Source organism: Porphyrobacter sp. SLTP, from assembly GCF_009905735.1.
Taxonomy (GTDB): domain Bacteria; phylum Pseudomonadota; class Alphaproteobacteria; order Sphingomonadales; family Sphingomonadaceae; genus Erythrobacter.
This window is the reverse complement of the sequence record NZ_JAAALE010000002.1, coordinates 273431-298369: the sequence shown is the minus strand read 5'-3', so window position 1 is coordinate 298369 and position 24939 is coordinate 273431. Positions and strand designations below refer to the sequence as shown.

Annotated in this window: 26 protein-coding genes and 1 tRNA gene; 8 read left to right on the top strand and 19 right to left on the bottom strand. The window is 64.5% G+C overall.

The features are described from left to right. Positions 1 to 121 precede the first annotated feature (121 nt). A complete protein-coding gene (locus GVM20_RS02825) occupies positions 122 to 1828 on the top strand; it encodes a thiamine pyrophosphate-binding protein (RefSeq protein WP_166545768.1) in 1707 nt (568 codons plus the stop codon). Between the two features lie 58 nt (positions 1829 to 1886). Here GVM20_RS02825 and GVM20_RS02820 read toward each other — a convergent pair whose 3' ends face one another. Together GVM20_RS02820 and GVM20_RS02815 are read right to left on the bottom strand one after the other, a co-directional pair. Continuing rightward, positions 1887 to 2057, bottom strand: a complete 171-nt coding sequence (locus GVM20_RS02820; RefSeq protein ID WP_166545767.1) for a CsbD family protein — start codon at positions 2055 to 2057, stop codon at positions 1887 to 1889. Positions 2058 to 2184: 127 nt separating this feature from the next. Beyond that, complete coding sequence (locus GVM20_RS02815; protein ID WP_166545766.1) at positions 2185 to 2592, bottom strand: EVE domain-containing protein; 408 nt, start codon at positions 2590 to 2592, stop codon at positions 2185 to 2187. 250 nt (positions 2593 to 2842) lie between these two features. Here GVM20_RS02815 and GVM20_RS02810 point away from each other — a divergent pair, with 250 nt between their 5' ends. The 5 genes from GVM20_RS02810 (at position 2843) to GVM20_RS02790 (ending at position 8072) form a co-directional block, all read left to right on the top strand. Beyond that, the gene (locus GVM20_RS02810; RefSeq protein ID WP_353653094.1) at positions 2843 to 4435 is read left to right on the top strand and encodes a putative bifunctional diguanylate cyclase/phosphodiesterase; all 1593 of its coding nucleotides are present in this window, start codon (positions 2843 to 2845) and stop codon (positions 4433 to 4435) included. 91 nt (positions 4436 to 4526) lie between these two features. Further along, positions 4527 to 5330 (top strand): diaminopimelate epimerase, encoded by an 804-nt coding sequence (dapF, locus tag GVM20_RS02805; RefSeq protein ID WP_199799432.1) that lies wholly within the window; start codon positions 4527 to 4529, stop codon positions 5328 to 5330. Further along, on the top strand, positions 5327 to 6502 hold the full coding sequence (locus tag GVM20_RS02800; protein WP_166545763.1) for a MiaB/RimO family radical SAM methylthiotransferase: 1176 nt from the start codon (positions 5327 to 5329) through the stop codon (positions 6500 to 6502). Before dapF ends, GVM20_RS02800 begins: the two co-directional genes overlap by 4 nt. Then, positions 6499 to 7422, top strand: a complete 924-nt coding sequence (gene ftsY / locus GVM20_RS02795; protein WP_166545762.1) for a signal recognition particle-docking protein FtsY — start codon at positions 6499 to 6501, stop codon at positions 7420 to 7422. The genes GVM20_RS02800 and ftsY overlap by 4 nt, the downstream gene beginning before the upstream one ends. Beyond that, positions 7422 to 8072 (top strand): inner membrane-spanning protein YciB, encoded by a 651-nt coding sequence (locus tag GVM20_RS02790; RefSeq protein WP_166545761.1) that lies wholly within the window; start codon positions 7422 to 7424, stop codon positions 8070 to 8072. The genes ftsY and GVM20_RS02790 overlap by 1 nt, the downstream gene beginning before the upstream one ends. Here the strand turns inward: GVM20_RS02790 and GVM20_RS02785 are convergent, their stop codons facing one another. The 11 genes from GVM20_RS02785 to GVM20_RS02735 form a co-directional block, all read right to left on the bottom strand. Continuing rightward, positions 8073 to 8444, bottom strand: coding sequence for a VOC family protein (locus GVM20_RS02785; protein WP_166545760.1), 372 nt, complete (start codon positions 8442 to 8444; stop codon positions 8073 to 8075). It lies immediately after the preceding gene. A 107-nt stretch (positions 8445 to 8551) separates the two neighbouring features. Next, on the bottom strand, positions 8552 to 10495 hold the full coding sequence (locus GVM20_RS02780) for a potassium transporter Kup (RefSeq protein ID WP_166545759.1): 1944 nt from the start codon (positions 10493 to 10495) through the stop codon (positions 8552 to 8554). Positions 10496 to 10633: 138 nt separating this feature from the next. Next, positions 10634 to 11281, bottom strand: coding sequence for a tetratricopeptide repeat protein (locus tag GVM20_RS02775; protein ID WP_166545758.1), 648 nt, complete (start codon positions 11279 to 11281; stop codon positions 10634 to 10636). Next, a complete protein-coding gene (locus GVM20_RS02770; RefSeq protein ID WP_166545757.1) occupies positions 11278 to 11706 on the bottom strand; it encodes a cytochrome c-type biogenesis protein in 429 nt (142 codons plus the stop codon). The genes GVM20_RS02775 and GVM20_RS02770 overlap by 4 nt, the downstream gene beginning before the upstream one ends. Beyond that, a complete protein-coding gene (locus GVM20_RS02765) occupies positions 11703 to 12233 on the bottom strand; it encodes a DsbE family thiol:disulfide interchange protein (protein WP_166545756.1) in 531 nt (176 codons plus the stop codon). The genes GVM20_RS02770 and GVM20_RS02765 overlap by 4 nt, the downstream gene beginning before the upstream one ends. A gap of 4 nt (positions 12234 to 12237) precedes the next feature. Beyond that, positions 12238 to 14223, bottom strand: a complete 1986-nt coding sequence (locus GVM20_RS02760) for a heme lyase CcmF/NrfE family subunit (protein ID WP_166545755.1) — start codon at positions 14221 to 14223, stop codon at positions 12238 to 12240. 27 nt (positions 14224 to 14250) lie between these two features. Continuing rightward, the gene (gene ccmE / locus GVM20_RS02755; RefSeq protein ID WP_199799408.1) at positions 14251 to 14712 is read right to left on the bottom strand and encodes a cytochrome c maturation protein CcmE; all 462 of its coding nucleotides are present in this window, start codon (positions 14710 to 14712) and stop codon (positions 14251 to 14253) included. A 13-nt stretch (positions 14713 to 14725) separates the two neighbouring features. Continuing rightward, positions 14726 to 14866 (bottom strand): heme exporter protein CcmD, encoded by a 141-nt coding sequence (locus tag GVM20_RS02750; protein WP_166545753.1) that lies wholly within the window; start codon positions 14864 to 14866, stop codon positions 14726 to 14728. Continuing rightward, positions 14866 to 15624 carry a heme ABC transporter permease CcmC gene (gene ccmC / locus GVM20_RS02745; RefSeq protein ID WP_166545752.1) on the bottom strand — a complete coding sequence of 253 codons (759 nt, stop codon included), beginning with the start codon at positions 15622 to 15624 and terminating at the stop codon, positions 14866 to 14868. Before ccmC ends, GVM20_RS02750 begins: the two co-directional genes overlap by 1 nt. A gap of 98 nt (positions 15625 to 15722) precedes the next feature. Further along, positions 15723 to 16790, bottom strand: a complete 1068-nt coding sequence (locus GVM20_RS02740) for a Leu/Phe/Val dehydrogenase (RefSeq protein WP_166545751.1) — start codon at positions 16788 to 16790, stop codon at positions 15723 to 15725. Between the two features lie 48 nt (positions 16791 to 16838). Then, positions 16839 to 16915: transfer RNA gene (locus GVM20_RS02735), tRNA-His, on the bottom strand. Positions 16916 to 17147: 232 nt separating this feature from the next. Between GVM20_RS02735 and GVM20_RS02730 the strand changes: the two genes are divergently transcribed. Further along, positions 17148 to 17783: a prolyl hydroxylase family protein gene (locus GVM20_RS02730; RefSeq protein WP_166545750.1), complete on the top strand. Its 636-nt coding sequence runs from the start codon at positions 17148 to 17150 to the stop codon at positions 17781 to 17783. Next, entirely contained in the window at positions 17783 to 18100 is a 318-nt protein-coding gene (locus GVM20_RS02725) for a TraR/DksA family transcriptional regulator (protein WP_166545749.1), read from the top strand. The genes GVM20_RS02730 and GVM20_RS02725 overlap by 1 nt, the downstream gene beginning before the upstream one ends. A 69-nt stretch (positions 18101 to 18169) precedes the next feature. Here the strand turns inward: GVM20_RS02725 and rpmE are convergent, their stop codons facing one another. From rpmE to dxr, 6 genes are all read right to left on the bottom strand, one after another. Beyond that, positions 18170 to 18397 (bottom strand): 50S ribosomal protein L31, encoded by a 228-nt coding sequence (gene rpmE, locus GVM20_RS02720; protein ID WP_160760669.1) that lies wholly within the window; start codon positions 18395 to 18397, stop codon positions 18170 to 18172. 113 nt (positions 18398 to 18510) lie between these two features. After that, a complete protein-coding gene (gene fabZ, locus GVM20_RS02715; protein WP_160760668.1) occupies positions 18511 to 18987 on the bottom strand; it encodes a 3-hydroxyacyl-ACP dehydratase FabZ in 477 nt (158 codons plus the stop codon). 19 nt (positions 18988 to 19006) lie between these two features. After that, positions 19007 to 19696 carry an OmpH/Skp family outer membrane protein gene (locus GVM20_RS02710; protein WP_166545748.1) on the bottom strand — a complete coding sequence of 230 codons (690 nt, stop codon included), beginning with the start codon at positions 19694 to 19696 and terminating at the stop codon, positions 19007 to 19009. Next, positions 19696 to 22428, bottom strand: coding sequence for an outer membrane protein assembly factor BamA (gene bamA, locus GVM20_RS02705; RefSeq protein WP_166545747.1), 2733 nt, complete (start codon positions 22426 to 22428; stop codon positions 19696 to 19698). Before bamA ends, GVM20_RS02710 begins: the two co-directional genes overlap by 1 nt. 228 nt (positions 22429 to 22656) lie before the next feature. Continuing rightward, complete coding sequence (gene rseP / locus GVM20_RS02700; protein WP_166545819.1) at positions 22657 to 23754, bottom strand: RIP metalloprotease RseP; 1098 nt, start codon at positions 23752 to 23754, stop codon at positions 22657 to 22659. Positions 23755 to 23770: 16 nt separating this feature from the next. Beyond that, complete coding sequence (gene dxr / locus GVM20_RS02695) at positions 23771 to 24937, bottom strand: 1-deoxy-D-xylulose-5-phosphate reductoisomerase (RefSeq protein WP_166545746.1); 1167 nt, start codon at positions 24935 to 24937, stop codon at positions 23771 to 23773. Between the last annotated feature and the right edge of the window lie 2 nt (positions 24938 to 24939).

Sequence of the window (24939 nt, the reverse complement as noted above, 5' to 3'; positions counted from 1 at the left end):
GGTTTGCGACGAAGCTGTCGCAAGCTGGGACAGGCTGTGACGGGGGCATTCCGGGGTCGGCGGATTTGCACCGCTCCGCCCACGCCGGTAGAGGCCGCAAAAGACGACGGGAGACTATTCGATGCCTGATTCCACGCACGCCGCTGCCACCAGAAGCGCGGCTGCCCTGCTGGTCGATTGCCTTGCCGTGCAGGGCTGCGAGCGGATCTTCACCGTGCCGGGCGAAAGCTTTCTCGCGGTGCTGGATGCCCTGCCCGACTGGCCCGAGATCGACGTTGTCACCTGCCGTCAGGAAGGCGGGGTCACCTTTATGGCCTGCGCCGATGGCACGATGAACGCGGCAGGATCAGGTCGCCCCGGCGTCGCGTTCGTCACTCGCGGTCCGGGCGCGACCAATGCCAGCATCGGCGTCCATGTGGCGCATCAGGATTCGCAGCCGATGATCCTGTTCGTCGGCGATGTCGCGCGCGGAATGCAGGGGCGCGAAGGCTTTCAGGAGGTCGACTTTACCGCCTTCTTTGCGCCGATCTGCAAATGGGCCGCGCGGATCGATGATCCGGCGCGCATACCCGAATATATCGCCCGCGCCTATTCGGTCGCGATCAATGGACGGCCCGGCCCGGTGGTGCTCGCTCTGCCCGAGGATATGCTGGTGGAGCAGGTGCCTGCCAGCCTCCAGCCCCGCCCCTTCGTCACCCGCACCGCGCAGGCTGCCTGCCCCGATGCGATGCAGGCGCTGTTCGACATGATCGCAGACGCCGCGAGCCCGATCGCGATCATAGGCGGTGCGGGCTGGAACGCCAAGGCGCGGGTGTATTTCCAGCAATTCGCCGAACGCATCGGGCTTCCCGTGGCGACGGCCTTCCGCCGTCAGGACGCTATTGCGCCCGATAGCCCGGTCTATGCCGGGAACCTGGGCTACGGCCCCGGCCCCAAGCTGGTCGAGCGGGTCAAAAACGCCGACCTCATCATTGCCGTCGGCGCGCGGCTGGGGGAGGCGACCACCGATGGCTATGAGGTCCCCACGCTCGAGCATCCCGGCCAACTGCTGGTCCACATCCACCCCGACCCGGAGGAGTTGGGCCGGGTCTATCGCACCGATCTCGCGCTATGCTGTTCGATGGATGAATTCGCCGAGTGTGCGGCGCTGTGGGAAGATGCAGCGGTGATCCCCTTCGACGCCGGGGCAGAGGCTCACGCGGACTGGCTCGACTGGTCGACGCCGCAACCCTCCGATGCGACCATTGATCTGGCCGCCTGCGTCGCGGCGATGCGCGCCGCGCTTCCGGCGGACACGATCATCTGCAACGGTGCCGGCAATTTTGCCGGGTGGTGGCACCGCTACTGGCGCTATGCTGCCTATCCGGGCCAGCTCGCCCCGACCTGCGGCGCGATGGGTTACGGCGTGCCTGCCGCCGTGGCTGCCGCTTTGCGCTTCCCCGACCGCACCGTGGTCGCCGTCGCAGGCGACGGCGATTTCATGATGAACGGCCAGGAACTCGCCACCGCTGCGCAATACGGCGCGAACATGATCGTGGTGGTGGTCGATAACGGCGCCTACGGCACGATCCGGATGCATCAGGAGCGCGAATATCCCGGCCGCGTGTCGGCGACTCAGCTTTCGAATCCCGATTTCGCGATGCTGGGCGCAGCCTATGGCGCGTGGAGCACGCGGGTTGAAACGACTGCGGACTTCATCGCCGCGCTGGATGATGCGAAGGCCCGCAGCGGCATCCGCATGATCCACGCCGTGACCGATCTCAACCGGATCGCCGCCAGCGGTGCGACCATCACCGGCCTGCGCGCGCGCGCCAAAGCCACCGCCTGACACGAAAAGGCCGCCCCGAACGGAGCGGCCTTTCCTGCGTGTCAGCGCTGACGCGAGGTCAGATCTTGTCGCCGAGTGCGCCCTTGATCGAGCCCTTGACCTTGTCGGCCTTGCCTTCAAGCTTCTGGGCCTTGCCTTCGGCGCGGGTCTCGGGATTGCTCGAATGCTGCTTGGCTTCGCCAATGATTTCCTTGGCCGTACCCTTCGCCTTGTCAGTGAATTCACCCATGATAGTCTCCTAGGTTAAGCCAATGACTTTATTGGCTTTTCAAGAGATCTACGGTTCCCAGAGATGTTCGTTCCGGCAACCGGGGCAAGTCGTGGCACGGGCGCGGCAGCCCGATTGGATCCGCAGCTTAGCCCTTCGCCATCTCGCAAATCACCTGCCATTCGGCCGGGGTCACGCCGCACACCGACAGGCGCGACTGGCGGATCAGCTGCATCTCGGCGAGGCGCGGCTCAGCCTTGATTTCCACGAGCGTGACGGGCCGGGTGAGCTTTTCCTTCGCCTTCACCTTCACCGCCGCCCATTTGCCGGTCTCGTCCGTCGGATCGGTGATCCCCGCGACGCTTATGGTGCAGATGCCCACCACCTCCAGTCCTTCGCGCGAGTGGTAGAAGAACGCCTCGTCGCCAACCTGCATCGCGGCCAGATTGTTGCGCGCCTGATAGTTGCGCACGCCATCCCACGTCCCCTCGCCCTCGGCGACAAGATCGTCCCAGCTGTACTTGAACGGTTCGGATTTCATCAGCCAATAGGCCATGTTGGCAGCGCGCTCCCTTGCTTGAACTGCGCCCACGTAGCCCGCACACCCCCACCTCGCCAAGCCAGTATCCACAGTGTGCAAGTTAACCCGTTCTTTAGCGCAATCTGCGATGAATCGGGCGAAGGCACCGCTGGCGTACCTGCCAAGCGACATGCGCGGGACGATTAAGGCAACGATTTTGAAAGATCACGAGCCCCACAACCCACTGCAAACGGCTGAGCGCGATATCATCGCGTTGGGAATTGCCGTGGCGGCCATCATCATGCTGGTGGGAACCGGCGGCACGGTGCTGCCCAAAGTCATGGACGCCCTGTTTGGCAATGGTGCGCGTCCGGATGTTCTGTTGGTCAACGCCCTGCTGCTGAACATCGCGCTGATCATCTTCGGCTGGCGGCGTTACCGCGAACTCACCCGCGAAATCGAAGAGCGCCGCAGGGCCGAAGCCCGCGCGCAAATGCTGGCGGCCACCGATCCGCTGACCCAGTGCCTCAACCGCCGCAGTATGCTCGAAGCGACCGAGGAGCTGCGGTCGCGCGCGGCCGTTCGCGGTGAAGCTGTCGCCTATTGCATGATGGATCTCGACAACTTCAAGCAGATCAATGACATGCACGGTCATCCGGTGGGCGATGCGGTGCTGGTGATGTTGGCCGAGCGGGTGCGCGCCATACTCCCGCGTGACGCGCGCCTGTCGCGACTTGGCGGGGACGAATTCGCCTTTGTGATGCCCTACCCCGCAGGTCACGCCGACCGGGTCGATGATCTGGTCATCCGCCTGTTCGAAAGCCTGGCCCAGCCCTTCCGCCTGCCGACGATCACGGTTGAGCTGACCTTGTCGGTCGGGCTGTCCGCCGATCATGATGCGGATGGCACAATCGGCCTCGTGGTTGATGCCGGCACGCTGATGCAGCGCGCCGACATGGCGCTTTACCATGCCAAGAAGCAGGGCCGGAACCGCTACTTCTGGTTCGAGCCGAGCATGGAAAGCGAGATGCGCTTCCGCAACCAGCTCGAAACCGGCATCCGCCGGGGCCTCGCGCGCGGCGAATTCGTGCCGTACTACGAACAGCAGGTCGATGTCGAAAGCGGCGCGCTGGTCGGGTTCGAGATGCTCGCGCGCTGGCGCTCCCCGCAGCTTGGCGTGATCAGCCCCGACATTTTCGTGCCGATCGCCGAGGAAATCGGCCTCATCAACGAAATGTCCGAACGCCTGATGGAACAGGCCTTCGCCGATGCGCGCGAATGGGATGACAGCCTGACCCTGTCGATCAACATCTCGCCGGTGCAGCTGCGCGATCCGTGGTTTGCGCAGCGACTGCTGAAAAAGCTGGTCGCCACAGGTTTCCCCCCGCAGCGGCTCGAAATCGAGATCACCGAAAGCTGCCTGCACGAGAACATCGGTCTGGTGCGCTCGATGATCATGAGCCTGCGCAATCAGGGCGTGCAGATCAGCCTCGACGATTTCGGCACCGGCTATTCCAGCCTTGAACAGCTGCGCAATCTGCCGTTCGACCGGATCAAGATCGACCGCAGCTTTGTCAGCGAATTGCGCGAACCGGGCAGCCGCTCACGGATTGTCGAAGCGATCATCTCGCTCGGCCGCGGGCTTGATCTGCCGCTGACGGCGGAAGGTGTCGAGGACGAACAAATCCTTCAGGCGCTGAAATCAATGGGTCGGCTGAAGGCGCAGGGCTATCTCTATGGCCTGCCCGAAGATGCCGAAGCCGTGCGCGCGCGGCTGAAAGCGGCGGGCAAGCTGACTGGCGTTTCCGGCCAAGCACCGTCGCTGCCACGCACCGGCACCGAAGACGGCCCAACCCTCTACCGCATCGCCCGACCCTGAGATTGCGCCCCCTGCCCGCGGGCAGGACTGGACGCGGACGGCCTGCGTGCATAGATGCGCAGCCGTGACGCAGACGATTGCCTTCATCAAGATGCACGGGCTGGGCAACGACTTCGTCGTGCTCGACGCGCGGCTGACGCCGCTGCCGCAGATGACGCCGCATATTGCGCGCGCGCTGGGTGACCGGCGCACCGGGATCGGCTTCGATCAGCTGGTGCTACTGGAGCCGAGCGAGACACAGGCGTTTCGGATGCGGATCTTCAATTCCGATGGCAGCGAGGTCGAGGCCTGCGGCAATGCCGCGCGGGCCGTGGCACTCCTGCATGGCGAACCCGCAGTGATCGAGACTGGCGGCGGGCCGATTGCGCTCGAACCGCTGGGCGGCGGCGCACGGGTCGACATGGGCGCGCCGCGCTTTGAATGGGACGCGATCCCGCTCGCCTTTCCGATGGACACCTTCACGATGCCGGTCGGGTGGGACAGCCTTGAAGGGCCGATGGCGGTCAATGTCGGCAATCCGCACGCGATTTTCCTCGTCGATGAGGCCGATGCCGTGCCGCTGGAAACTCTGGGGCCGGTGATCGAGCATGATCCGCTGTTTCCCGAGCGGGTGAACGTCAATGTCGCGAGCCTTGCCGGGCCGGATCACCTCAAGCTGCGGGTGTGGGAACGCGGCGCCGGGTTGACCCGCGCTTGCGGCACCGGGGCCTGCGCGACAGCGGTCGCAGCGATCCGGCGCGGCTTGGTGGCGAGCCCGGTGCGCGTGACACTGCCGGGCGGCGACCTTGTGATCGCATGGCAGCCGGGCGGCTCGATCCTGATGAGCGGCCCTGCGGCCGAAAGCTATCGCGGCACCTTCAATTGGGATGATTACGCCGCGGGAGCCGGAGCTTGAACGCTCCGCAGATTATCTCGCTCGGCTGCCGCATGAACATCGCCGAGAGCGAGCGGATGCGCGCAATGCTCGCGGGCGAAACCGATCTGGTGGTGGTCAATTCCTGCGCGGTGACGGGTGAGGCGCTCAGCCAGACCCGCAAGGCTATCCGCCGCGCGCGGCGTGACCATCCGACCGCGCGGCTGGTGGTGACGGGCTGCGCAGCGGAGATCGATCGTGACGCCATTGGCGCGATGGTTGAGGTTGATGGGCTGGTGGCGAACGCGGCCAAGCTCGATCCGAGGGCGTGGAATGTCGCCGCCGATGCCCCTCCGATCGCCCCGGCGCGCACCCGCGCTTTTGTGGCGGTGCAGAACGGCTGCGACCATGCCTGCACCTTCTGCGTAATACCGCAGGGGCGCGGGGTGAGCCGTTCGTTGAGCGTGGGGGACGTGCTGCGCGAGGTCGAAGAACATCTGGCAGCCGGAGCCAAGGAGGTGGTGCTCACCGGGGTCGATCTGACCTCGTGGGGGCATGATCTGCCGAGCGAGCCGCGCCTTGGCACGCTGGTCGCAGCGATTCTTGCAGCTTTCCCTCGCCTCCCCCGCCTGCGCCTGTCCTCGGTGGACGGGATCGAGATTGATGCGGGGCTGTTCGACCTGCTCGCCCACGAACCCCGGGTGATGCCGCACCTGCACCTCAGCTTGCAGCACGGCGCCGACCTGATCCTCAAGCGCATGAAGCGCCGTCATCTGCGCCGCGATGCGGTGGAACTGGTTCAGCGCCTCAAGGCGATCCGGCCAGACATCGCCGTCGGCGCTGACCTGATCGCCGGCTTTCCGACCGAGACTCAAGCGCACCATGCTGACAACCTCGGCATCATCGACGAGCTCGACATCGTCCATGCCCACATCTTCCCCTTCTCGCCCCGCCCCGGCACCCCGGCCGCGCGGATGCCGCAGGTACCGCGCGAGGTGGTGAAAAGCCGCGCTGCTGACCTGCGCGCCCGCGCCGCCGCGCGCCGTGCGGTCTGGCTCGACAGCCTTGTGGGCGAAACGCTCCCCGTCCTCGCCGAACGCGACGGCACGGGCTATGCCCCCAACTATGCCCGCGTCGCGCTGCCTGACGGGACAGCAGCGGGCGACATCATCGAAGTGAATGTGCGCGAGGTCAGGGAGGGCCTGCTCGGATGAGTGAAACCAGCTGGAGCCAGCGCCTGTTCGGCGGCTTCGCCAAGACATCGGAGCGCCTGACTGCCAACCTTGCCGGGGTGGGCGGGAGCGCGAAGCTTGACGACGCCACGCTCGACGAGGTCGAGGATGCGCTGATCATGTCCGACCTCGGCCCGGCCGCGGCGGCCCGCATCCGGGCGCGCTTGTCCGACAAGCGCTTCGGGCTGGAGATCACCACTCGCGAGCTGAAGGAAGCCGTGGCCGAAGAGATCGCAGCGATCCTGCGCCCCGTCGCCAAGCCGCTCGAAATCACCGCCTTCCCGCGCCCGCAGGTAATCCTTGTGATCGGCGTGAACGGCAGCGGCAAGACCACCACCATCGCCAAACTCGCCCACCTGTTTCAGGAGGATGACTACGGCGTGTTGCTGGCAGCGGGTGACACCTTCCGCGCGGCGGCCATCGGCCAATTAGCGACTTGGGCGGGCCGCATCGGCGTAGATCTGGTGCGCGGGCCCGAGGGCGGCGATCCGGCGGCGATTGTGTTCGACGCGGTCAAACAGGCGACCGACACCGGGATCGACGCGCTGATCGTCGACACCGCCGGGCGCCTCCAGAACAAGAAGGAGCTGATGGAGGAGCTGGCGAAAATCCGCCGCGTCCTCGGCCGGATCAACCCCGAAGCGCCGCATGATGTGGTGCTGGTGCTGGATGCGACCAATGGCCAGAACGCGCTCGCCCAGATTGACGTGTTCAAAGAAGTCGCGGGCGTGACCGGCCTGATCATGACCAAGCTCGATGGCACCGCACGCGGCGGCGTGCTGGTCGCGGCGGCGGAGCAATATGGCCTCCCCATCCACGCCATCGGCGTCGGCGAGAAGATGGAAGACCTGCGCCCGTTCGACCCCGATCTGGTCGCCCGCGTGATTGCCGGAGTGGCGTGATGAGCGACAATGAAACCAAGAAGGCCGCGTCGAGCTGGCTCAACGTCGCGGTCGATTACGGCCCGCTGGTGGTGTTCCTCGGCGTCTATCGCTGGAGCGCGCCCGACAAGGTGAGTGCAGCGGGCGAACTCGGCGCGATCATCAACGGCACGGGCGCGTTCATGGTCGCCGCCGTTATCGCGCTGCTGGTCTCGAAATGGCGGCTGGGCAAGGTGTCGCCGATGTTGTGGTTTTCGACCGCGCTGATCGTTGGCTTTGGCAGTCTGACGATCTTCTTCGGCGATCCCACTTTCGTGCAGATCAAGCCGACGATTATCTATGCGACTTTCGGCGCGGTGCTGCTGGCCGGGTATGTTGCCGGGCGAGCGATGCTCAAGATCCTGCTCGAAGCCGCCTTCGAGGGCCTGTCGGACGAAGGCTGGCTCAAGCTTTCGCGCAACTGGGGGGTGTTCTTCCTGGTGCTGGCGGGGCTCAATGAAGTCCTGCGCGCGCAGATGGATTTCGAAGGTTGGCTGTGGGCCAAGCTGTGGGTGTTCCTGCCGCTGACCTTCCTGTTCACCTTCAGCCAGATTCCGATGCTGCTGAAGCACGGGCTGAGCTTCGAGGACCGTGACGAGCCGCTGAAGGACGAGCCGCCGACGGGGGGCTGATCAGGGCTTCACTTGTGACAGGGCAATCCGGTTGCCCTCGCTATCCTCGATTTCCGCAACGAAGCCCGCCTCGCCAATATCCTTCTTGGCATAGAGCACCTTCGCTCCGCGTGCCTCCGCCCGCGCGAGTACAGCGTCGATATCGGGCACGTCGAAGTAGATCACTGGCCCATCATGCGACGGGCGATAGACGTCGCCCTTGGCCAAGGCTCCGCTTGCGCCCGGCGCATCGCCCGCACGCGGGAAGAACGCCATGTCATAGCCATCGACCTCTTCGCGGGTCAGCCGGTAGCCAAATACGTCTTCGTAGAAAGCAATGGCCCGGTCCATGTCGGTGACGGGAATTTCGAAATGAAAGACCGGGTTCGTCATCGCTGCCTGCTCCTTGCCGGATACCTGCGCTTCGCCAGCTGCCTCTGGCGCACACGCTGCTACCATCAGGCACAGCGGCCCAAGGGCGAGAGCGAGCGCCCGCAAGGTCAGATTTCCACCTGACTCCCCAGCTCAACCACGCGGTTGGTGGGCAGCCGGAAGAATTCCATCGCGCTCGCCGCGTTGCGCAGCATCCAGGCGAACAGCTTCTCGCGCCAGATCGCCATGCCCGGCTTGGCTGATGCGAGCAGCGTTTGCCGGGACAGGAAGAAGCTGGTGTGCATCATGTCGAACGGCGCGCCGCACAGGTCGAGCGTGCGCAGCAGCGCGGGCACATCGGTTTCTTCAAGGAAGCCACAGCGGATCGTGACCCGGTAGAAGCCGTTGCCCAGATCCTTGCACGAATAGCGTTCGATCGATTCGAGATAGGGCACATCCTGCACCGCCACGGTCAGGATGAGGATGCGTTCGTGCAGCACCTTGTTGTGCTTGATATTGTGCAGCAGCGCCGATGGCACGCCGGTGTTTGTCGAGGCCATGAACACGGCCGTTCCCGGCACGCGGGTGGCGCTGTTCTGCGCGCTCTTGGCGAAAATCTCGATCGGCAGCGCGCTTTCGGACATGCTCGCCCGCATCAGCTCGCGTCCGCGCGACCAGGTGGTGAGCAGAGTGAAGATCACGAAGCCGATCAGCAGCGGCACCCAGCCGCCCTGCGGCACCTTGATCAGGTTCGCACCGAAATAGGCAATGTCGACGATCAGGAACGCAGCGACCAGCGGAAGCGCCTTCCATACCGGCCAGCGCCACAGCGAGAACAGGACGGCCGCCAGCAGCAGCGTGTCGATGAACATCGCCCCGGTCACTGCGATGCCATAGGCCGCGGCAAGATTGGTCGATGACTGGAAGAACAGCACCAGCAGGATCACCATCACCATCAGACCCCAGTTGATTGTCGGGATGTAGATTTGCCCCGCAGCCGATGCGCTGGTGTGGCGGATTTCCATACGCGGGATGAAGCCGAGCTGGATCGCTTGCTGGGTCAGGCTGAAGGCCCCCGAAATCACCGCCTGGCTGGCAATAATCGTGGCGAGCAGCGCGAGGATGATCACTGGCACGCGAACAAGGTCAGGGATCATCAGGAAGAACGGATCCTTGACGAGCGCAGCCGCAGCCGCGGGCGAACTTGCCGATAGGATCATCGCGCCCTGCCCCATGTAATTGAGCATCAGCGCCGGAAACACGAAAGTCAGCCACGACAGCCCGATCGGCTTGCGTCCGAAATGGCCCATGTCAGCGTAAAGCGCCTCGGCACCGGTCACCGCCAGCACCACGCTGCCCAGAGCGATGAAGGCGGTAAAGCCATCAGACTGGAAAAACCGCAGCGCGTTGATGGGGTTGATCGTTTCCAGAATGATCGCGGGATTGGCGCTGAGGTGCATCACACCCAGCGTCGCCAGCATCCCGAAATAGGTCAGCATGATCGGGCCGAACAGCTTGCCGACCTTGCCCGACCCGCGCGACTGGATCGCGAACAGGCCAAACAGGATCGCCACCGCCGTCGGCACGATCCACGGTTTGAAGCCGGGGACGATGTATTGCAGACCCTCGGTCGCGGACAGAACCGAGATCGCCGGAGTGATCATGCTGTCGCCGTAGAACAGCGCGGTGGCGAACACGCCCAGCAGGATCAGCGGCGCCGTCCACCGGCGATTGTCCGAAGCGCGCCGGATCAGCGCGAGCAAGGCAAGGCTGCCGCCTTCGCCCTTGTTGTCGGCGCGCATAATGGTGAGGACATATTTGACCGTCACCACCATCATCATCGACCAGAACACGAGGCTCAGCACACCGTGGATATGCTCGGCATCGGGCGTGATCCCGATTGTGCCGTGGTGCGCGGCGAAGGTCTCGCGGAAGGCGTAAAGCGGGCTGGTGCCGATGTCACCGAACACGACGCCGACGGCGCCGACCGCAAGGGTCAGCGTCGATGCGCTGTGCCCGTGGCTATGGGCGCTCGCGGCGACGGGTTCGTCAGTATTGGCTACGCTGCTCATCTTGATCGGATTTCCCGTATCCCGCGGTACTGCCCATCCTGCCGGAACCATTCAGGCCGATGAGGCAGCGCGCCTAGCACTGCCTATTCGCACCTGCAACAATATCAGCGCGGGTGGCGCGCGCCAGAGAGCAAGGCGTCATTGGCCCTGAAGCATCGGCGCGCGGGCGATCATGTCGTTGAGCCGGGCAACTTCGGCGGCAAGCCCCTCCCGCCAAGGCGCCTCGGGCGGCGAGTTGGCGAGCAGACCTTGCCAGACATTGCGCGCCGCAACGATCTCACCGCTCTGGAGATAGGCAAAGCCGAGGAAGTACTCTGCGCCCGGATGGCCCGGATCGATCGCCTTGGCCCGACCGAAGGCCTGCACCGCAGCCGGCGTCACAAAACCATCGGCATGGCCGACCAACGCGAGGCCCAGCGCCAGCCAGCTCTCCACGTCGCGGGGGTTCTCAGCCAAGCCGCGCTGGAGGAGGTTGGCCGCATCGGCAAACTTGCCGCGGCGGGCAAAGGCGTCGGAGGTGACGAGGTAGTCGGGCGCCGGCAGTGTGCGCGAGAACAGCGCGGCGCGTCCTTCAACCATCGCCTCGCCCTGCCCCGACGCAGCCTCCGCCTCCCCCTTGGGCGCAGAAGCCTGCCCCGGTGAGCCCTGCCAGGCATAGCCCGCCAGGCCGAATACCAGCACAGCGCCGAACAGCGTCATGCCTTCACGCGGGAGCTTGAGCAGCAACACCGCAAGCGCGAACGCTGCCAGCGCCAAAGCGCCAATCGCCAGCCAGCCGCCGATCATGCCGCATCCCCCGCATCGCTGCGCCGCTTGCCCAGCCGCCGCAGCAGCACGCCTCCTACGATCAGCAGCAGCAACACCGGCGCTGCGAACAGCGGCCAGGTGGTCGCGCTGACCTCAGGCTCGTAGCTGACGTAATCGCCATAGCGGGCGATCAGCCAGCCGCGAATCTGGTCGGGGCTTTCGCCTGCCAGAATACGGCTGCGCACCTGATGGCGCATATCGCCCGCCATCGGCGCGTCGGAATCCGCGATGCTCTGCGATTGGCACTTGAGGCAGCGCAGCGTGTGCATCAGCGCGGTCGCTTCGGCCTCAAGCCGCGGATCGTCGAGCTGATTATAGGCATAGGGCGCCGGCGGCATCGAGTCCTGCGCCAAGGCCGGAATGGCGAGCAGGGCCAGCAGCAGAGCCACGACAGCGCGGATCATCGGGCCTTCTCCAGTTCTTCCAGCAGCACCGCGACATGCTCGGGCCGGATGTCGCCAATATGCTGATAGCGGATTACGCCCTTGGCATCGATCACAAAGGTTTCCGGCACCCCCGACGATCCGATCGCCAGCTGCACTTCGGAAATGCGGTCGCTGCCAATCCGCGCATAGGGATTGCCGTAGCGGCCAAGGAAATTGGCGACATCCTCCGGCCGGTCGCGGATGGCGATCCCGACAATCTCCACGCCGCGGGCTTGCAGCGCTTCGAGTTGCGGTGCTTCGGCAATGCAGGGTGTGCACCAGCTGGCCCAGATGTTGAGCAGGCGCGGCTTGCCTCCGACGAGGTCGCCCTTGGCTGCCCCCGGCAGTCCACCGAACGCAGGATCGAGCGCGAAATCGGGCAAGGGCTGGCCGATCATCGTGCTTTCGACGAACTCGTCCTTCTCCTGCGTCAACATATAGCCCGCGACCCCCGCAAAGAAGGCGAACAGGGCGAGCGGCACCCACAGGAACAGACGCGAGCGCATCGGCCTACTCCGCCGGGACCGGCGAGGCGACATCAAGCGCCTCGACATCGGCGCGGCGCTCTGCTCCCTTGGTCACCGCTGCACGACGCTTCACGTCGACCTTCACGCGGCCCGCAATCGCCAGAATGCCGCCCAGCGCGATCAGCAATCCGCCGTACCAGATGAAGGTCACAAACGGCTTCCACCACACCCGGATTTGCCAGCGGCCATCCTCGGCCTGATTGCCGATCACTGCGTAAAGCTGCCCGTCCCAGCGGGTCAGCAGCGCGCTTTCGCTGGTGGATTGTGGCGGCGACCAGAAGTTGCGCGCCTGCGGATTGAGGATCACCGGCTCGCCGCCATCCCTGCTGACCGCCAGCCGTGCCTCAATCGCGGTCCAGTTCGGACCCGCAACGGGCGTGACGCTTTCAAGCGTGACAGCGAAATCGCCGATCTGCTCGGTGCCGCCCGGCGCAACCGCGGCAAGGCGCTCCTGCGAGAACGCGCCTTCGCAGGCCATGCCGAACAAGGACACTGCTATGCCGAAATGGGCGAGCACCATGCCCCAGGTTGCGACCGGCACGCGTGCGAGATTGCGCCCACGCAGCGGCAGGAAGGCAGCCACCGCCAGCGCGGCCGCAAGGCCAAGGCCTAGCAGCGGCAGCAGCGGGAACTGACCGAAGAAGCTCACCAGCGCGATCACGCCGATCACCAGCGCCGCGATCAGCGCCAGCTCGAACTGGAGCCGTGCGGGCTTGTCGCTCTTCCAGCGCAGCAGCGGGCCGACCGCCATCACCAGCAGCATCGGAATGGCGAAGATAGCGCCCGCCGGGTTAAAGTAAGGCGGGCCGACCGACACGCGCACGTCGAACACCTCGGTCAGCAGCGGATAGAGCGTGCCCAGCAACACGATCGCAAGGATCGCGGACAGCATCACATTGTTGAACACCAACGCGCCTTCGCGGCTAGCAATGGCAAAGCGCTTGCCCTCGGCCACGGCGCCAGCGCGCAGGGCAAAGATCGTGAACGCCCCGCCAATGTAGAGACCCAGCAGCCCAAGGATGAACGCTCCGCGCTCAGGATCGACAGCGAAGGCATGGACGCTGGTCAGCACGCCTGACCGCACGAGGAACGTACCCAGCATCGACATCGAGAACGCGAGCACGCCCAGCATGATCGTCCACGTCCGCAGCGCATCGCGCGCCGCAAGGACGCTCACCGAATGCATCAGTGCGGTCGCAGCGAGCCACGGCATCAGCGAGGCGTTCTCAACCGGATCCCAGAACCACCAGCCGCCCCAGCCGAGCTCATAATAGGCCCAATAGGAACCGGCGGTGATCCCGAAGGTCAGCAGCACCCACGCACCCAGCACCCAGGGGCGCAGCACGCGGGCGAAGGAGGGGTTGACCTGATTGGTCAGCAGCGCGCCCATGGCGAGGCTGAACGCGACCGACAGGCCGACATAGCCCGCATAAAGCGTCGGTGGGTGGATCGCGAGGCCGATATCTTGCAGCAGCGGGTTGAGACCCGTGCCCTCAGCAGCCGGGACCGGCAGACGCTCGAACGGGTTGGAGGACAACAGCAGGAAGGCATAGAAGCCCAGCGCCACAAAGCCCTGCACCGCCAGCGTCGCGCCCATGGTGCGTTCCGGCAGCCGCTTCTCGAACCCGGCCAGCAACCCGCCCGATAGCGCCAGCACGCCGACCCACAGCAGCATCGAGCCTTCGTGGTTCCCCCAGGTTCCCGTCAGCTTGTAAAGCAGCGGCTTCATCGAGTGCGAATTGCTCGCGACCAGCTTGATCGACAGGTCGGTGATCGCGAAGGACCACAGCAGCATCAGGAAGGCCAGCACCGCAAGGAAAGCCTGCACCACGGCCGCGGGGCGCGCGTAGATCGCGAGCGGATTGACCGCGCCTTCCGCCGCCTTCAGCGCAAAGGCGCCCGAGACCATCTGCAACACCGCCAGCGCGGCGGCGAGCCACAGGGCGGCCAGTCCGATTTCGGGGATCATTGCTTGGCCCTCATTTGTGCCACGATGCTATTTCAGCCCGACGGTGGTTTCGGCTGCCATCTTGGCGGCCTGATCAGTGCCCATGCCTTCGAGTTCCTTGGGCACGTAATTCTCGTCATGCTTGGCGAGCAGATTGGTCGCCAAGAACACGCCGTCGGGGCCAAGGCTGCCTTCAGCCACCACGCCCGAATTCTCGACAAAGAGATCGGGCAGGATGCCGCTGTAGCGCACGGGGATCGCGTCGGCCGTGTTGCCGGTGACCAGGAAGTTTACTGTCACACCGTCGGCTTCGGTTTTGATCGAGCCCGCCTTGACCATCCCGCCGAGGCGCACGGCCTGACCCACTTCCGGCGGGGCCGAGGCCATCTGTTCGGGCAGGTAGAAGTAATTCGCCTGGTTGCGCAGGCTCCACGCCGCCAGCAGCCCCGCGCCGACAATCGCGACGAGGGCAATGATCACGAGGATCAGACGTTGGTGCTTGGCTTTCATTGCATTGTCCCGTTCAGCGCCGCCGCGACGCATCGCGCCGCGCTTCGGCGCGCGCCATCGAGCGCCATGCCCAGACGATCAGCAAGGCCAGCGCAAGCGCGCCTACGCCATAGGCGAGCCACACGAAATCCCACTGGTTCAATTCTTCACGCATCACGCCTGCTCCATCGCGGGCGCGACCGGCGTCGGCGCGTCATCATCAAGCGCACGGCGGCGCAGGCGCGCTTCGACCTGTTGCTCGGCTATCAGCGCGCGCATCCGCATCAGCACAATCGCCCCGAACAAGAGCGAGAAGCCCACCACTGCGACCAGCAGCGGCACAAGGAAGGTCGCCTCAATCGCGCTTTTGCCCGCGGTGATGCTGGGGGGCTGATGCAGCGAGTTCCACCATACCACCGATCGGTTGATGATCGGCACATTGACCGCGCCGACGAGACCGAAAATCGCAGCGATCTTGGTCGAGGAGCCTTCCTTCTCGGCCGCTTCTGTCAGCGCGATGTAGCCAGCGTAGAGGAACAGCAGCACCAACATCGAAGTCAGCCGGCCGTCCCATTCCCACCAGGTGCCCCAAGTCGGGCGCCCCCAGATCGATCCGGTGGCGAGGCAGATCGCGCAGAATACCATTCCCGGCACCGCAATCGCGCGGGCAGACAGGGCGGCGAGTGGATGCTTCCAGATCAGCAACATAGCGCTGGAAATCGCGATCCCCGCCCATCCGCCCATGCCGAGCCATGCAGCAGGCACGTGGATGAACAGGATGCGCACCGTATCGCCCATCAGCCGGTCGGGCGGGACCATGAACAGGCCCCAGCCCACCGCGCCGACAGACAGCGCCAGACCGCTCCAGAACAGGAGCGGCGTGAGCCACTTTGCAAGTGACAGAAAACGGGTGGGGTTGGCGTAGATGTGCATGATCGTTTGCGTCTGGCCGGGCTTGTAGCCTTACACCCGAACCGGACAAGAGAGCAAATCACGCGCGCGTGGAATAGTTCCCACTGCGCGCCGCACCATCACCCGCGGCCGATGAGCTTTTGCGCCATCCGGTCCGCCACCACATCGGCCGAAATGCCGGTGCTTTCGCTCTCCTGCCAGATCGTTTCGAGTCGGCCGGGAATCTGCTCGACCAGCGCATTGACTTCGGCAACATTTCCGGTGCGGCTGTCGCGGCGCGCGAGGTATTCGGTCGCGACCGAAATGATGCCGCCAGCATTGATGACATAGTCAGGTGCGTAGAGGATGCCGCGCGCGGCGAGTAGCGCGCCGTGCTCGGGACGGGCGAGCTGGTTATTGGCCCCGCCTGCCACAATCGGACAATCGAGCGCGGCAATTCCGGCGTCATCAAGGATCGCGCCCAGCGCATTGGGGCTGAACACGTCGCAAGCCGTCGCCATGATCGTGTCAGATGCCAACGCCACGCCGCCCAGCTGCGCTGCCAGCGCCGCTGCGCGGTCTGCGTTGATATCAGCCAGAGTCAGCTTCGCGCCGTCACGCGCCAGCAACCGGGCCACCCCGCCACCGACCGAGCCGGTGCCTTGCACAGCGACATGGACACCAGCGAGGCTATCCTTGCCCAGCTTGTGCCGTACCGCCGCCTTGATGCCGAGATAGATGCCATAGGCCGTGAACGGGCCGGGATCGCCGCCCGCGCTGCCCTCACCCGCCACTGGCAGGCCGGATACGTGCGCGGTGCGCTGTGAGACGGCAACCATGTCCGCCTCAGAGATGCCGACGTCCTCGGCCGTGACATAGCGCCCGCCGAGACCTTCGACCGCATCACCGAATGCCGCAAGCATCTCGGGGGTCTTGATCCGCTGCTCGTCTGCAAGGATCACCGCCTTGCCGCCGCCCATCGGCAGACCGGCCATGGCGTTCTTGTAGCTCATCCCGCGCGACAGGCGCAGCGCATCGCGCATCGCACCGGCGGGATCGTTGTAATGCCAGAAACGGGTCCCACCCGCAGACGGGCCGAGGTGGGTCGAATGGACCGCAATGATCGCCGTCAGCCCGCTCGCCCGGTCGTGGACCAGCTGCACAAGTTCATGTGCGTCGAAATCGGGCTCGGCCCAGAATGCGGTCATGTCGTCTCCCCTATCGGGCGCGGTGCTAACCTGCTGCATGGGGGGAGATGGGGCGATCAACGGGGTTCGAACCCGCGACCTCCGGTACCACAAACCGGCGCTCTAACCAACTGAGCTATGATCGCCACACGCCCCTGCCCGCATACCACCATTTCGGTCGCTGCCAAGCCCGCGCGAAGTGGCGCGGTGTACGCAAGGCAGACGCACGTCAAGTGCGCTGGCGAGGGAGGCGCGCCTCTTGCACAAAGGCCTCTTCAAGGGAAGCGAAAACTGCTTTGCGTCGCCCCGCACGCAAGATTGTTACGCGCCCCGGTGAATCATTGCCAAGCCCCAAGCCGCATCTATCCTTGGGCAGCCATGACGACCCTCCCCGATTCCATCGCTGCCAAAATCGCGGCGCAACCCGGTGTGCAGCGCGTGCCGACCCCCAAGGCGGTGCTGTTCCAGCGGAAGCGATTCGTCGCGCCTGATCTGGCAGAAGAGCTGATGACGCTGATCGACGCCGGTCGCCGTCCCTCGACCATTGCGGACGATAATGGCGATCCGGTGTTCCGCACCAGCGAGACCTGCGATCTTTCAGCCGAACTCCCGGCAGTCCAGAAGATCGAAGCGCTGCTGGCCGACCTGTCGGGCATTGACCCGGCCTTTGGCGAACCACTGCAAGGCCAGCGTTATGCCGAAGGGCAGGAGTTCAAACCGCACACCGATTACTTCGCGCCGGGTGGCCGGGACTTTGCCAAATTCTGTACGTTGTCGGGCAACCGCACCTGGACTTTCATGATCTACCTCAATGACGTCGCCGCGGGTGGTGCTACCCGCTTCAAGCTGCTCGACAAGACCTTTCAACCCGAAACAGGCAAACTGCTCTGTTGGAACAACCGCTTGCCTGACGGAGGTATCAATCCAGCGACGCTGCACCACGGGATGAAGGTCAGGAAGGGCGTCAAATACGTGATCACCAAGTGGTATCGCGAAAAGCCATGGAGGGGTTGATGAACGACTACACCGCAATCGAGCAGCAGCTGAAGGCGCGGCTCGCCGATATTGTCGCACGCAGCGAGGAAATCGAGGAGGACTTGCGTAGCCCTCTCGACGCCGATTTCGCCGAGCAGGCGACCGACCTTGCCGACGACGAAGCCCTCGAAGGGGTCGATGATGTGCTGCGCGCCGAGGCCCGCCAGATTCGCGCGGCCCTCGCCCGAATCGAGGCCGGCTCCTACGGGGCTTGTGCGAATTGCGGCGCGGAGATCCCGATCGCGCGACTGGAAGCGCAGCCCATGGCCACCTGTTGTATCAGATGTGCCGCCTGAAACGAAAAAGGCGACCCCGTCGGGCCGCCTTCCTCGTACGGCCCGAAGGCCGCAAGCTGAAAAGATCGATTACTTGTTCTTGAGGCTGAGCCCGCCGAAACGCTTGTTGAACTGGGCCACGCGGCCGCCTTCCGACGCCTGCTGACGGCCACCGGTCCAAGCCGGGTGGCTGAGGGGATCGATTTCGAGCGACAGGGTGTCGCCTTCCTTGCCCCAAGTCGAGCGGGTCTGGAATTCGGTGCCATCGGTCATCTTGACCGTGATCATGTGGTATTCGGGGTGACCTTCGGCCTTCATGACGTGATCCTTTGCAGCGTGGCACCGGTACCGACCGGCACAGCTATGAATGGGAAGCGCGCGCCTTAGTGAGGAACGCAGCGCAATGCAACCTTAGATGAGCATTGCTGCCCTCAGGCAGGCGGATCCGTCATCATGGCGGTGAATTCGACTTCGCAAGTGGTCTTGCCCTCGACGCTGGCGACGCCCTTGAACTTGTAGACCCGGCTGCGCTTCTGGGTGAATTCCACGTGCAGGTCGAGCAGGCAGCCCGGTGTCACGGGCGCGCGGAACTTGGCGTTCTCGATCCCCATGAAGATAACCAGCTTGCCGGTGCCGGCCAGCTCCATCGTCTCGATCCCGAGGATGCCGGCAGCCTGCGCCAGCGCCTCGATCTGAAGCACGCCCGGCATGATCGGTGCGCCGGGGAAATGGCCCTGGAAGAACTGCTCGTTCATGCTCACGGCCTTGACCGCGTGAATGCGCTCACCCAGCGTGATCGACCGCACCCGGTCGACCAGAAGCAGCGGGTAGCGATGTGGCAAGGCCTTGAGGATCTTGACGATGTCGTAATCCAGCACCTCGGCCGGCGCGCTACCCGCTTCGCTCATCTTATGTTCTCCGTCAGGATCAGCGGCCGACCGGCGCGGCCGTGTCGCCCTGCGGTGCGGGGGCGGCCTGCTGTTGCTGCTGCAACTGCGCGGCGAGCGCGAGGCGCTGCTGAATTTCCTGATAGACCTGCACGCCTTCACGGCTCGGCTGCCAACCAGCGGGCGGAACCACGCCTACCGCCGGAACGCGGGCGTTGAGTGCAGCAGTCACCTTGGGGGTGATATCCATTTCCGGCACCGCGAACAGCACCGTGCCCGGATCCAGCACGACCTTGATCTGCTCAGCCGTGGTCACGTCCTGCAAGGCCGAGCCATACTGCATGATGATCTGCTCGATCGCGAAGACGCGGGCACCGTCGATCTGGTTGGAAAGGCCCTGAATTTCCTGCTCCAGCGCCTGAAGCTTGGGGAAGTCGGCCGACTTCTGCATGGCGGCCTGCTCGGTCTCATCAACCTGCTTGTCGGCGTTCTTGTCGAACTTGGCGAGCATGGTCTGCCGCTCCTGCGCCTTGGTGCGACGCAGCTCGTTCTGCTGAGCGTACGTCGTGTTGACCTGCTCGTAGGAGGTCTGGAAGGCGGTGGTGCCGATGATGGTGCGCGTGACATCGACCGAGGCCATGCGGCCATCGACCTGTGCCTGTGCGGGAAGCGCGGCGGTGGCGGCCAGCACCAGGCCGGCCGGAGCAAGAAGCTTGGCAAGACGTGTCATCAGAATTGGGTTCCTACGTTGAATGTGAAGCGCCGCTCGTCATCGCCTTCGACCCTGCGAATGGTCTGAGCGAAGTCGATGCGGAACGGTCCGAAGGGCGAGTTCCAGTTAACCCCGATACCGGCCGTGATACGCGGGCTCGGCGAGTTCCCCAGAAACAGCTCGCGGATATTGGAATTGGGCTGGATGAGGCGAATATTGAGCGATCCGTCAGCCTGGGTCGGGCTGGTGGTCGTGGTATTGGTGTTAGGGACCTGGAACAGCGGCTCACCCGCGGCATTCGTAATCGGAATGCCCGTCGGATTGACGGTGAGGATGGGCTGTTCAACCCCCCACAGCGCGCCGATATCGGCCCAGATCGAAGGCCGCAGACCCAGCTCGCGCGCACCGGTGCCAAGCGGAATTTCCAGCTCGGCGCGGCCGAGGTAGTAATTGCGCCCGCCAATGGCGTCGTCGCGGACCTGATTGCGGTCGGTGAAGAAGGTGATGTTGCCATCGGCGTCGAGGATCGGACGGCCGGTGCCATCGAGCTGCGAGGTCTGCGTCAGGATGCGCGGGCCGACGCCGCGGATCGCAAAGCCGCGGAACTGCGGCTCGCCAAGGAAGAAGCGATCGGTCAGCAGGACATCGTCGACGCCAGCGCCGGGGCGTTCCTGCAACGGAATGATCGTGCCGCCTTCTGCGAGGATCGAGAAGATGAAGCCCGAGTTGCCGACATTCCAGAATTGCTGCCCACGGCCACGGAAGCGGACATAGCGCACGTCCCCGCCCAGCCCGGCGAACTCGCCGCTGAGCGAAACAGTCCGGCCGCGGGTCGGACGGACGCGCGAATTGAGCGAGTTGTAGTTGAGGCTGAGGCCGACGATCGAGCTCAAGCGGGTACCGATTGCATCGCACAGGAAGCGGCCTGCACGCAGCGGATCGCATTCCCGCGTCCCATCTCCGTTAGTATCAGAGAAGAACAGGTTCTCGTCGAGCGTCACGTCCTCGTAGTTGAGGGTGTAGCTGCCGACCAGCGACATATACTCGGTCAACGGCACGCCCGCACGCATCGAGAAGCCGGTGGTGGCCTGCTGGAAGGTCGTATTGCGGTCGTTGCCGGTGAAATTGAAGCTGTTGAAATCGCGACGGTAAATATCGATCCCACCGGAGATGTTGCGATCAAAGATGTACGGATCGGAGAAGCTGATCTGCGCCGAGCGCGAGAACTGCGAATAGTTGACGCTCAGACCGATCGTCTGCCCGCGCCCGCGGAAATTGCGCTGGCGGATGCTACCGGCCAGAATGAACTGCTCGATCGACGAGAAGCCCGCCGAGAACTGCAATTCGCCCGTGGGGCGCTCTTCAATGTTGGCTTCAAGGATGATCCGGTCAGGCGCGCTGCCTTCGGTCTGGGTGACCTCGAAGTTTTCCTGAAAATAGGCGAGCGAGTTGATGCGCGCGGTGGTGCGCTGCACGCCCAGCGAGTTGAACGCATCGCCTTCCGCCAGGCGGAACTCGCGGCGGATCACCTTGTCTTGCGTCAGCGTGTTGCCGTTGATGTCGACCCGCTCGACATAGACGCGCGGAGCCTCGCGAAGAACGAAGGTGATATTCATCTTGAGGTTTTCGGGATCGCGGTTGAAGCGCGGCTGGACGTCGGCAAAGGCATAACCGTAGCGGCCTGCCAGTTCGGTCAGCTGTTCGACCGTGTCTTCGACGATCTTGGCGTTGTAGAAGTCGCCGGCCTTCATTGGCAGCTGCGTGCTCATCACATCGCTGTCGAAGTCGCGCAGCTGGCTGTCGACCTTGACGTCGCCGAAGGTGTAGCGCTCGCCCTCCTCCACCACATAGGTGATGATGAAGTCCTTCTGGTCGGGCGTGAGTTCCGCCACGGCCGAGACGACGCGGAAGTCGGCATAGCCCTCGGTCAGGTAGAACTGGCGCAGCTTCTGCTGGTCGAAAGCCAGACGATCCGGGTCATAGCTGGTGTTGGAGCTGAAGAAGCTGGTCAGACGCGCCTGCTTGGTCACCATCTCGCCGCGCAGCTCGCCGTCAGAGAACTTCTCATTGCCGAGGATGTTGATCTGGCGAACCTTGGACTTGGGTCCTTCGGTGATTTCGAACACGATATCGACGCGGTTCTGCGGCAGCTGCACCATCTTGGGTTCAACCTGCGCTGCGAACCGGCCCTGGCGCTTGTAGAGCTCGATGATGCGGGCCACGTCCGCGCGCACCTTGGAACGGGTGAAGATCTGGCGCGGGGAAAGCTTGATTTCGGGCAGGATCTTGTCGGCCTTGAGGCGCTCATTGCCTTCGAGCACGATGCGGTTGATCACCGGGTTCTCAGTCACGGTGATGACGACATTGCCGGCATCATTACGGATCGAGAAATTGGCGAACAGTTCGGTCGCGCCAAGGTCCTTCAGCGCCTCGTCAGCGGCGGCCGAGGTGTATTCCTGGCCAACCCGCAGACGGATGTAGCTGAGGATGGTGGTCGGCTCGAGCCGCTCAGCGCCGACCACGGTGATGGTGCGGATCACGTTGCTGCGCGCAGCAGGGGCCGGAGCCGGGGCCGGGGCACTCGTGGGCTGCGCGGCGGGGGCCGGGCTTGTTTCCTGCGCGCCGGCCATCGCCGGCAAGCCAGCAAGGATCGAGCCGCAGCACAGCAGGCTCGCCAGCCGGATCGGGCCGCGCGAGGGGGCGGGATTGCAAATGACCGGCTCAAGGCCTGTCTTGCTCAATCGGTTCATGCAGCTAAAATCCCGTTTCCAACCCTGCGACCCGCGTCGTCAAGCCTTGCCAGTCACTATTCGTGCCCAGATCCATGCGCCCCCGCTCATGGCTCCATCCCCACGGTCCCCGCCTCTGCCCCATGTGCCCCGCGCAATCAAGCCGCGTGGTCGCCGCATGAGCGCAGATGGTCGCGCTTTCCCCGGCAAAGCACTGAGGCGTCAAGCGCCGCTCCCTCGGCCGCGCTATCAGCTTCCAAAGATGGGAAGCGAGACAATGTCATTCACCGTCACCACCACCATCAGCATCAGCACCAGCGCAATGCCGGTGCGGTAGGCCCATTCGGTCGCCTGCGGTCCTACCGGCTTCCGGCGGATCGCCTCGGCCGCGTAGAACATCAGGTGCCCGCCATCGAGCGCGGGGATTGGCAAGAAATTGATGAATGCCAAATTAAGCGAAATCAGCGCGGCAAAATGGAGAAAGGCCGCCGCCCCCATGCTCATCTGCTCGCCAGAGTACTTTGCGATCTTGAGCGGGCCGCCCAGTTCCTTCACCGAGCGCTCGCCGGTGACGATCTGCTGGATGCCAGTGATCATCATGCCCATGAAGTCCCAGCTCTGCTTCGCGCCGAGCGGGATCGCCTCGAGGACGCTCACCTTTTCAAGTTCGTACTTGCCGCCAGCCGGCGCCACGCCGATCAGACCTTCGGTGCTGGTATTGCCGAACGTGTCCTTGCGTTCGATGCGTGCGGTGGTGAGCGTGTAGTCGATCTCCTCGCCCGCGCGCTCGACGGTGAACACCATCTGCTTGCCCGGATGAAGCGCGACCTTGGTCTTCAGATCGGTGAAATCGCGGATCGGGCGACCGTCGATCTCCACCACCACATCGCCCACTTTTAATCCTGCCGCTTCAGCCACGCTGCCTTCGCTGAAGGCGCCGATGGTGCGCGAATCCTCTTCGCCAACGATCACCGGCTTGCCGATGATCGCGAAGAAGGCCGCAAATATGGCAATAGCGACCACCAGATTGGTGATCGGGCCAGCCGCAACAATCAATGCGCGCTTCCACAGGGCGGCGTGCTGGAAGCTGCCTTCCTCGACCGGAGCGTCCGCATCGGGCACGCTCGCCGGGTTCATGTCACCCTTGAACTGAACATAGCCGCCCAGAGGCAGCGCCGAGAGTTTCCAGCGTGTTCCCCGCTTGTCGGTGAAGCCTGCCAGCTCTTTGCCGAACCCGACCGAGAAAGATTCGGCCTTCACGCCGAACAACCGGCCGACCAGCAGGTGGCCAAGTTCATGCAGGGTGACGAGCGGCCCGAGTAGCAGCAGGAAGCCGATCACGTACATCCAGAAAGGGGGCGATTCAAACAAGGGCGTTGGTCTCCAGCAGGCTCATGGCCTGCATCCGTCCGGACTGGTCGACGGCCAGCACTTCTTCAAGGCTGGTCGGGCGCGGTGCATCATTATTGCGTGCGAGCGTCTCTTCCACCACTGCCGCGATGCGGGTGAACCTGATCTGACCGGCAAGGAAAGCGGCAACCGCGACTTCATTGGCGGCGTTGAGGATCGCCGGAGCAGAGCCACCCGCACGGATCGCCTCACGCGCGAGCCGCGTCGCGGGGAAGCGGTCTTCATCCGGCGGGAAGAAGGTGAGTTCGCCAATCGCGGCCAGATCGAGCGGGGCGAGCGGCGTTTCCATCCGCTGCGGCCAGGCAAGGCACGAGGCAATCGGCACGCGCATATCGGACGGCCCAAGCTGCGCCAAAGTCGACCGGTCACGGAATTCGACCATCGAATGGATCACGCTCTGCGGGTGAATGACGATGCCTAAGCGGTCGAGCCCGACAGGGAACAGGTGATAGGCTTCGATATATTCGAGCCCCTTGTTCATCATCGTCGCGGAATCGACGCTGATCTTGGCGCCCATCGACCAATTGGGATGCGCGACCGCCTCAGCCGGGGTTGCCGCATCGAGCTGCGCCTGCGTCCATGTGCGCAAGGGGCCGCCACTGGCCGTCAGGGTGATCTTGGCGACATCCTCGATCCGGTTGCCGTTGAGACACTGGAAGATCGCATTGTGTTCGGAATCGGTGGGCAGCAGCGTCGCGCCATGCTTGGCGACGGCCTGCATCAGCACTTCGCCCGCCGAAACCAGCGCCTCCTTGTTGGCGAGCGCAATGGTGCCGCCCCGCTCCACCGCCGCCATGACGGGGGCGAGACCGGCGCAGCCTACAATTGCGGCGACCGTCATATCGGCAGGTCGCGCCGCCGCTTCGACCAGCGCCGCGCGCCCGCCAGCCGCTTCAATGCCGCTATTGCCGAGCGCGTCGCGCAGTTCCGGCAGGCACGCCTCGTCACCGACCACCGCCAGCTTCGCACCGAATTCTATCGCGAGCGCTGCCAGTTCCGCCGCGCTGCATTGCGCGGTCAGCGCCTCGATCTGCCACTCGTCACGATTGCGCCGCACCAGATCGAGCGTCGATGCCCCGATCGAGCCGGTGGCGCCTAGCAGGGTGAGGACACGCGTCATCT

Excerpts from the sequence above, each read along its gene's own strand:
- GVM20_RS02825 (WP_166545768.1), top strand. The coding sequence starts at position 122 with ATGCCTGATTCCACGCACGCCGCTGCCACCAGAAGCGCGGCTGCCCTG.
- GVM20_RS02820 (WP_166545767.1), bottom strand. The coding sequence starts at position 2,057 with ATGGGTGAATTCACTGACAAGGCGAAGGGTACGGCCAAGGAAATCATT.
- GVM20_RS02815 (WP_166545766.1), bottom strand. The coding sequence starts at position 2,592 with ATGGCCTATTGGCTGATGAAATCCGAACCGTTCAAGTACAGCTGGGAC.
- dapF (WP_199799432.1), top strand. The coding sequence starts at position 4,527 with ATGCACGGGCTGGGCAACGACTTCGTCGTGCTCGACGCGCGGCTGACG.
- ftsY (WP_166545762.1), top strand. The coding sequence starts at position 6,499 with ATGAGTGAAACCAGCTGGAGCCAGCGCCTGTTCGGCGGCTTCGCCAAG.
- GVM20_RS02790 (WP_166545761.1), top strand. The coding sequence starts at position 7,422 with ATGAGCGACAATGAAACCAAGAAGGCCGCGTCGAGCTGGCTCAACGTC.
- GVM20_RS02785 (WP_166545760.1), bottom strand. The coding sequence starts at position 8,444 with ATGACGAACCCGGTCTTTCATTTCGAAATTCCCGTCACCGACATGGAC.
- GVM20_RS02780 (WP_166545759.1), bottom strand. The coding sequence starts at position 10,495 with ATGAGCAGCGTAGCCAATACTGACGAACCCGTCGCCGCGAGCGCCCAT.
- GVM20_RS02775 (WP_166545758.1), bottom strand. The coding sequence starts at position 11,281 with ATGATCGGCGGCTGGCTGGCGATTGGCGCTTTGGCGCTGGCAGCGTTC.
- GVM20_RS02770 (WP_166545757.1), bottom strand. The coding sequence starts at position 11,706 with ATGATCCGCGCTGTCGTGGCTCTGCTGCTGGCCCTGCTCGCCATTCCG.
- GVM20_RS02765 (WP_166545756.1), bottom strand. The coding sequence starts at position 12,233 with ATGCGCTCGCGTCTGTTCCTGTGGGTGCCGCTCGCCCTGTTCGCCTTC.
- GVM20_RS02760 (WP_166545755.1), bottom strand. The coding sequence starts at position 14,223 with ATGATCCCCGAAATCGGACTGGCCGCCCTGTGGCTCGCCGCCGCGCTG.
- ccmE (WP_199799408.1), bottom strand. The coding sequence starts at position 14,712 with ATGAAAGCCAAGCACCAACGTCTGATCCTCGTGATCATTGCCCTCGTC.
- GVM20_RS02750 (WP_166545753.1), bottom strand. The coding sequence starts at position 14,866 with ATGCGTGAAGAATTGAACCAGTGGGATTTCGTGTGGCTCGCCTATGGC.
- ccmC (WP_166545752.1), bottom strand. The coding sequence starts at position 15,624 with ATGCACATCTACGCCAACCCCACCCGTTTTCTGTCACTTGCAAAGTGG.
- GVM20_RS02740 (WP_166545751.1), bottom strand. The coding sequence starts at position 16,790 with ATGACCGCATTCTGGGCCGAGCCCGATTTCGACGCACATGAACTTGTG.
- GVM20_RS02730 (WP_166545750.1), top strand. The coding sequence starts at position 17,148 with ATGACGACCCTCCCCGATTCCATCGCTGCCAAAATCGCGGCGCAACCC.
- GVM20_RS02725 (WP_166545749.1), top strand. The coding sequence starts at position 17,783 with ATGAACGACTACACCGCAATCGAGCAGCAGCTGAAGGCGCGGCTCGCC.
- rpmE (WP_160760669.1), bottom strand. The coding sequence starts at position 18,397 with ATGAAGGCCGAAGGTCACCCCGAATACCACATGATCACGGTCAAGATG.
- fabZ (WP_160760668.1), bottom strand. The coding sequence starts at position 18,987 with ATGAGCGAAGCGGGTAGCGCGCCGGCCGAGGTGCTGGATTACGACATC.
- GVM20_RS02710 (WP_166545748.1), bottom strand. The coding sequence starts at position 19,696 with ATGACACGTCTTGCCAAGCTTCTTGCTCCGGCCGGCCTGGTGCTGGCC.
- bamA (WP_166545747.1), bottom strand. The coding sequence starts at position 22,428 with ATGAACCGATTGAGCAAGACAGGCCTTGAGCCGGTCATTTGCAATCCC.
- rseP (WP_166545819.1), bottom strand. The coding sequence starts at position 23,754 with ATGTACGTGATCGGCTTCCTGCTGCTACTCGGGCCGCTCGTCACCCTG.
- dxr (WP_166545746.1), bottom strand. The coding sequence starts at position 24,937 with ATGACGCGTGTCCTCACCCTGCTAGGCGCCACCGGCTCGATCGGGGCA.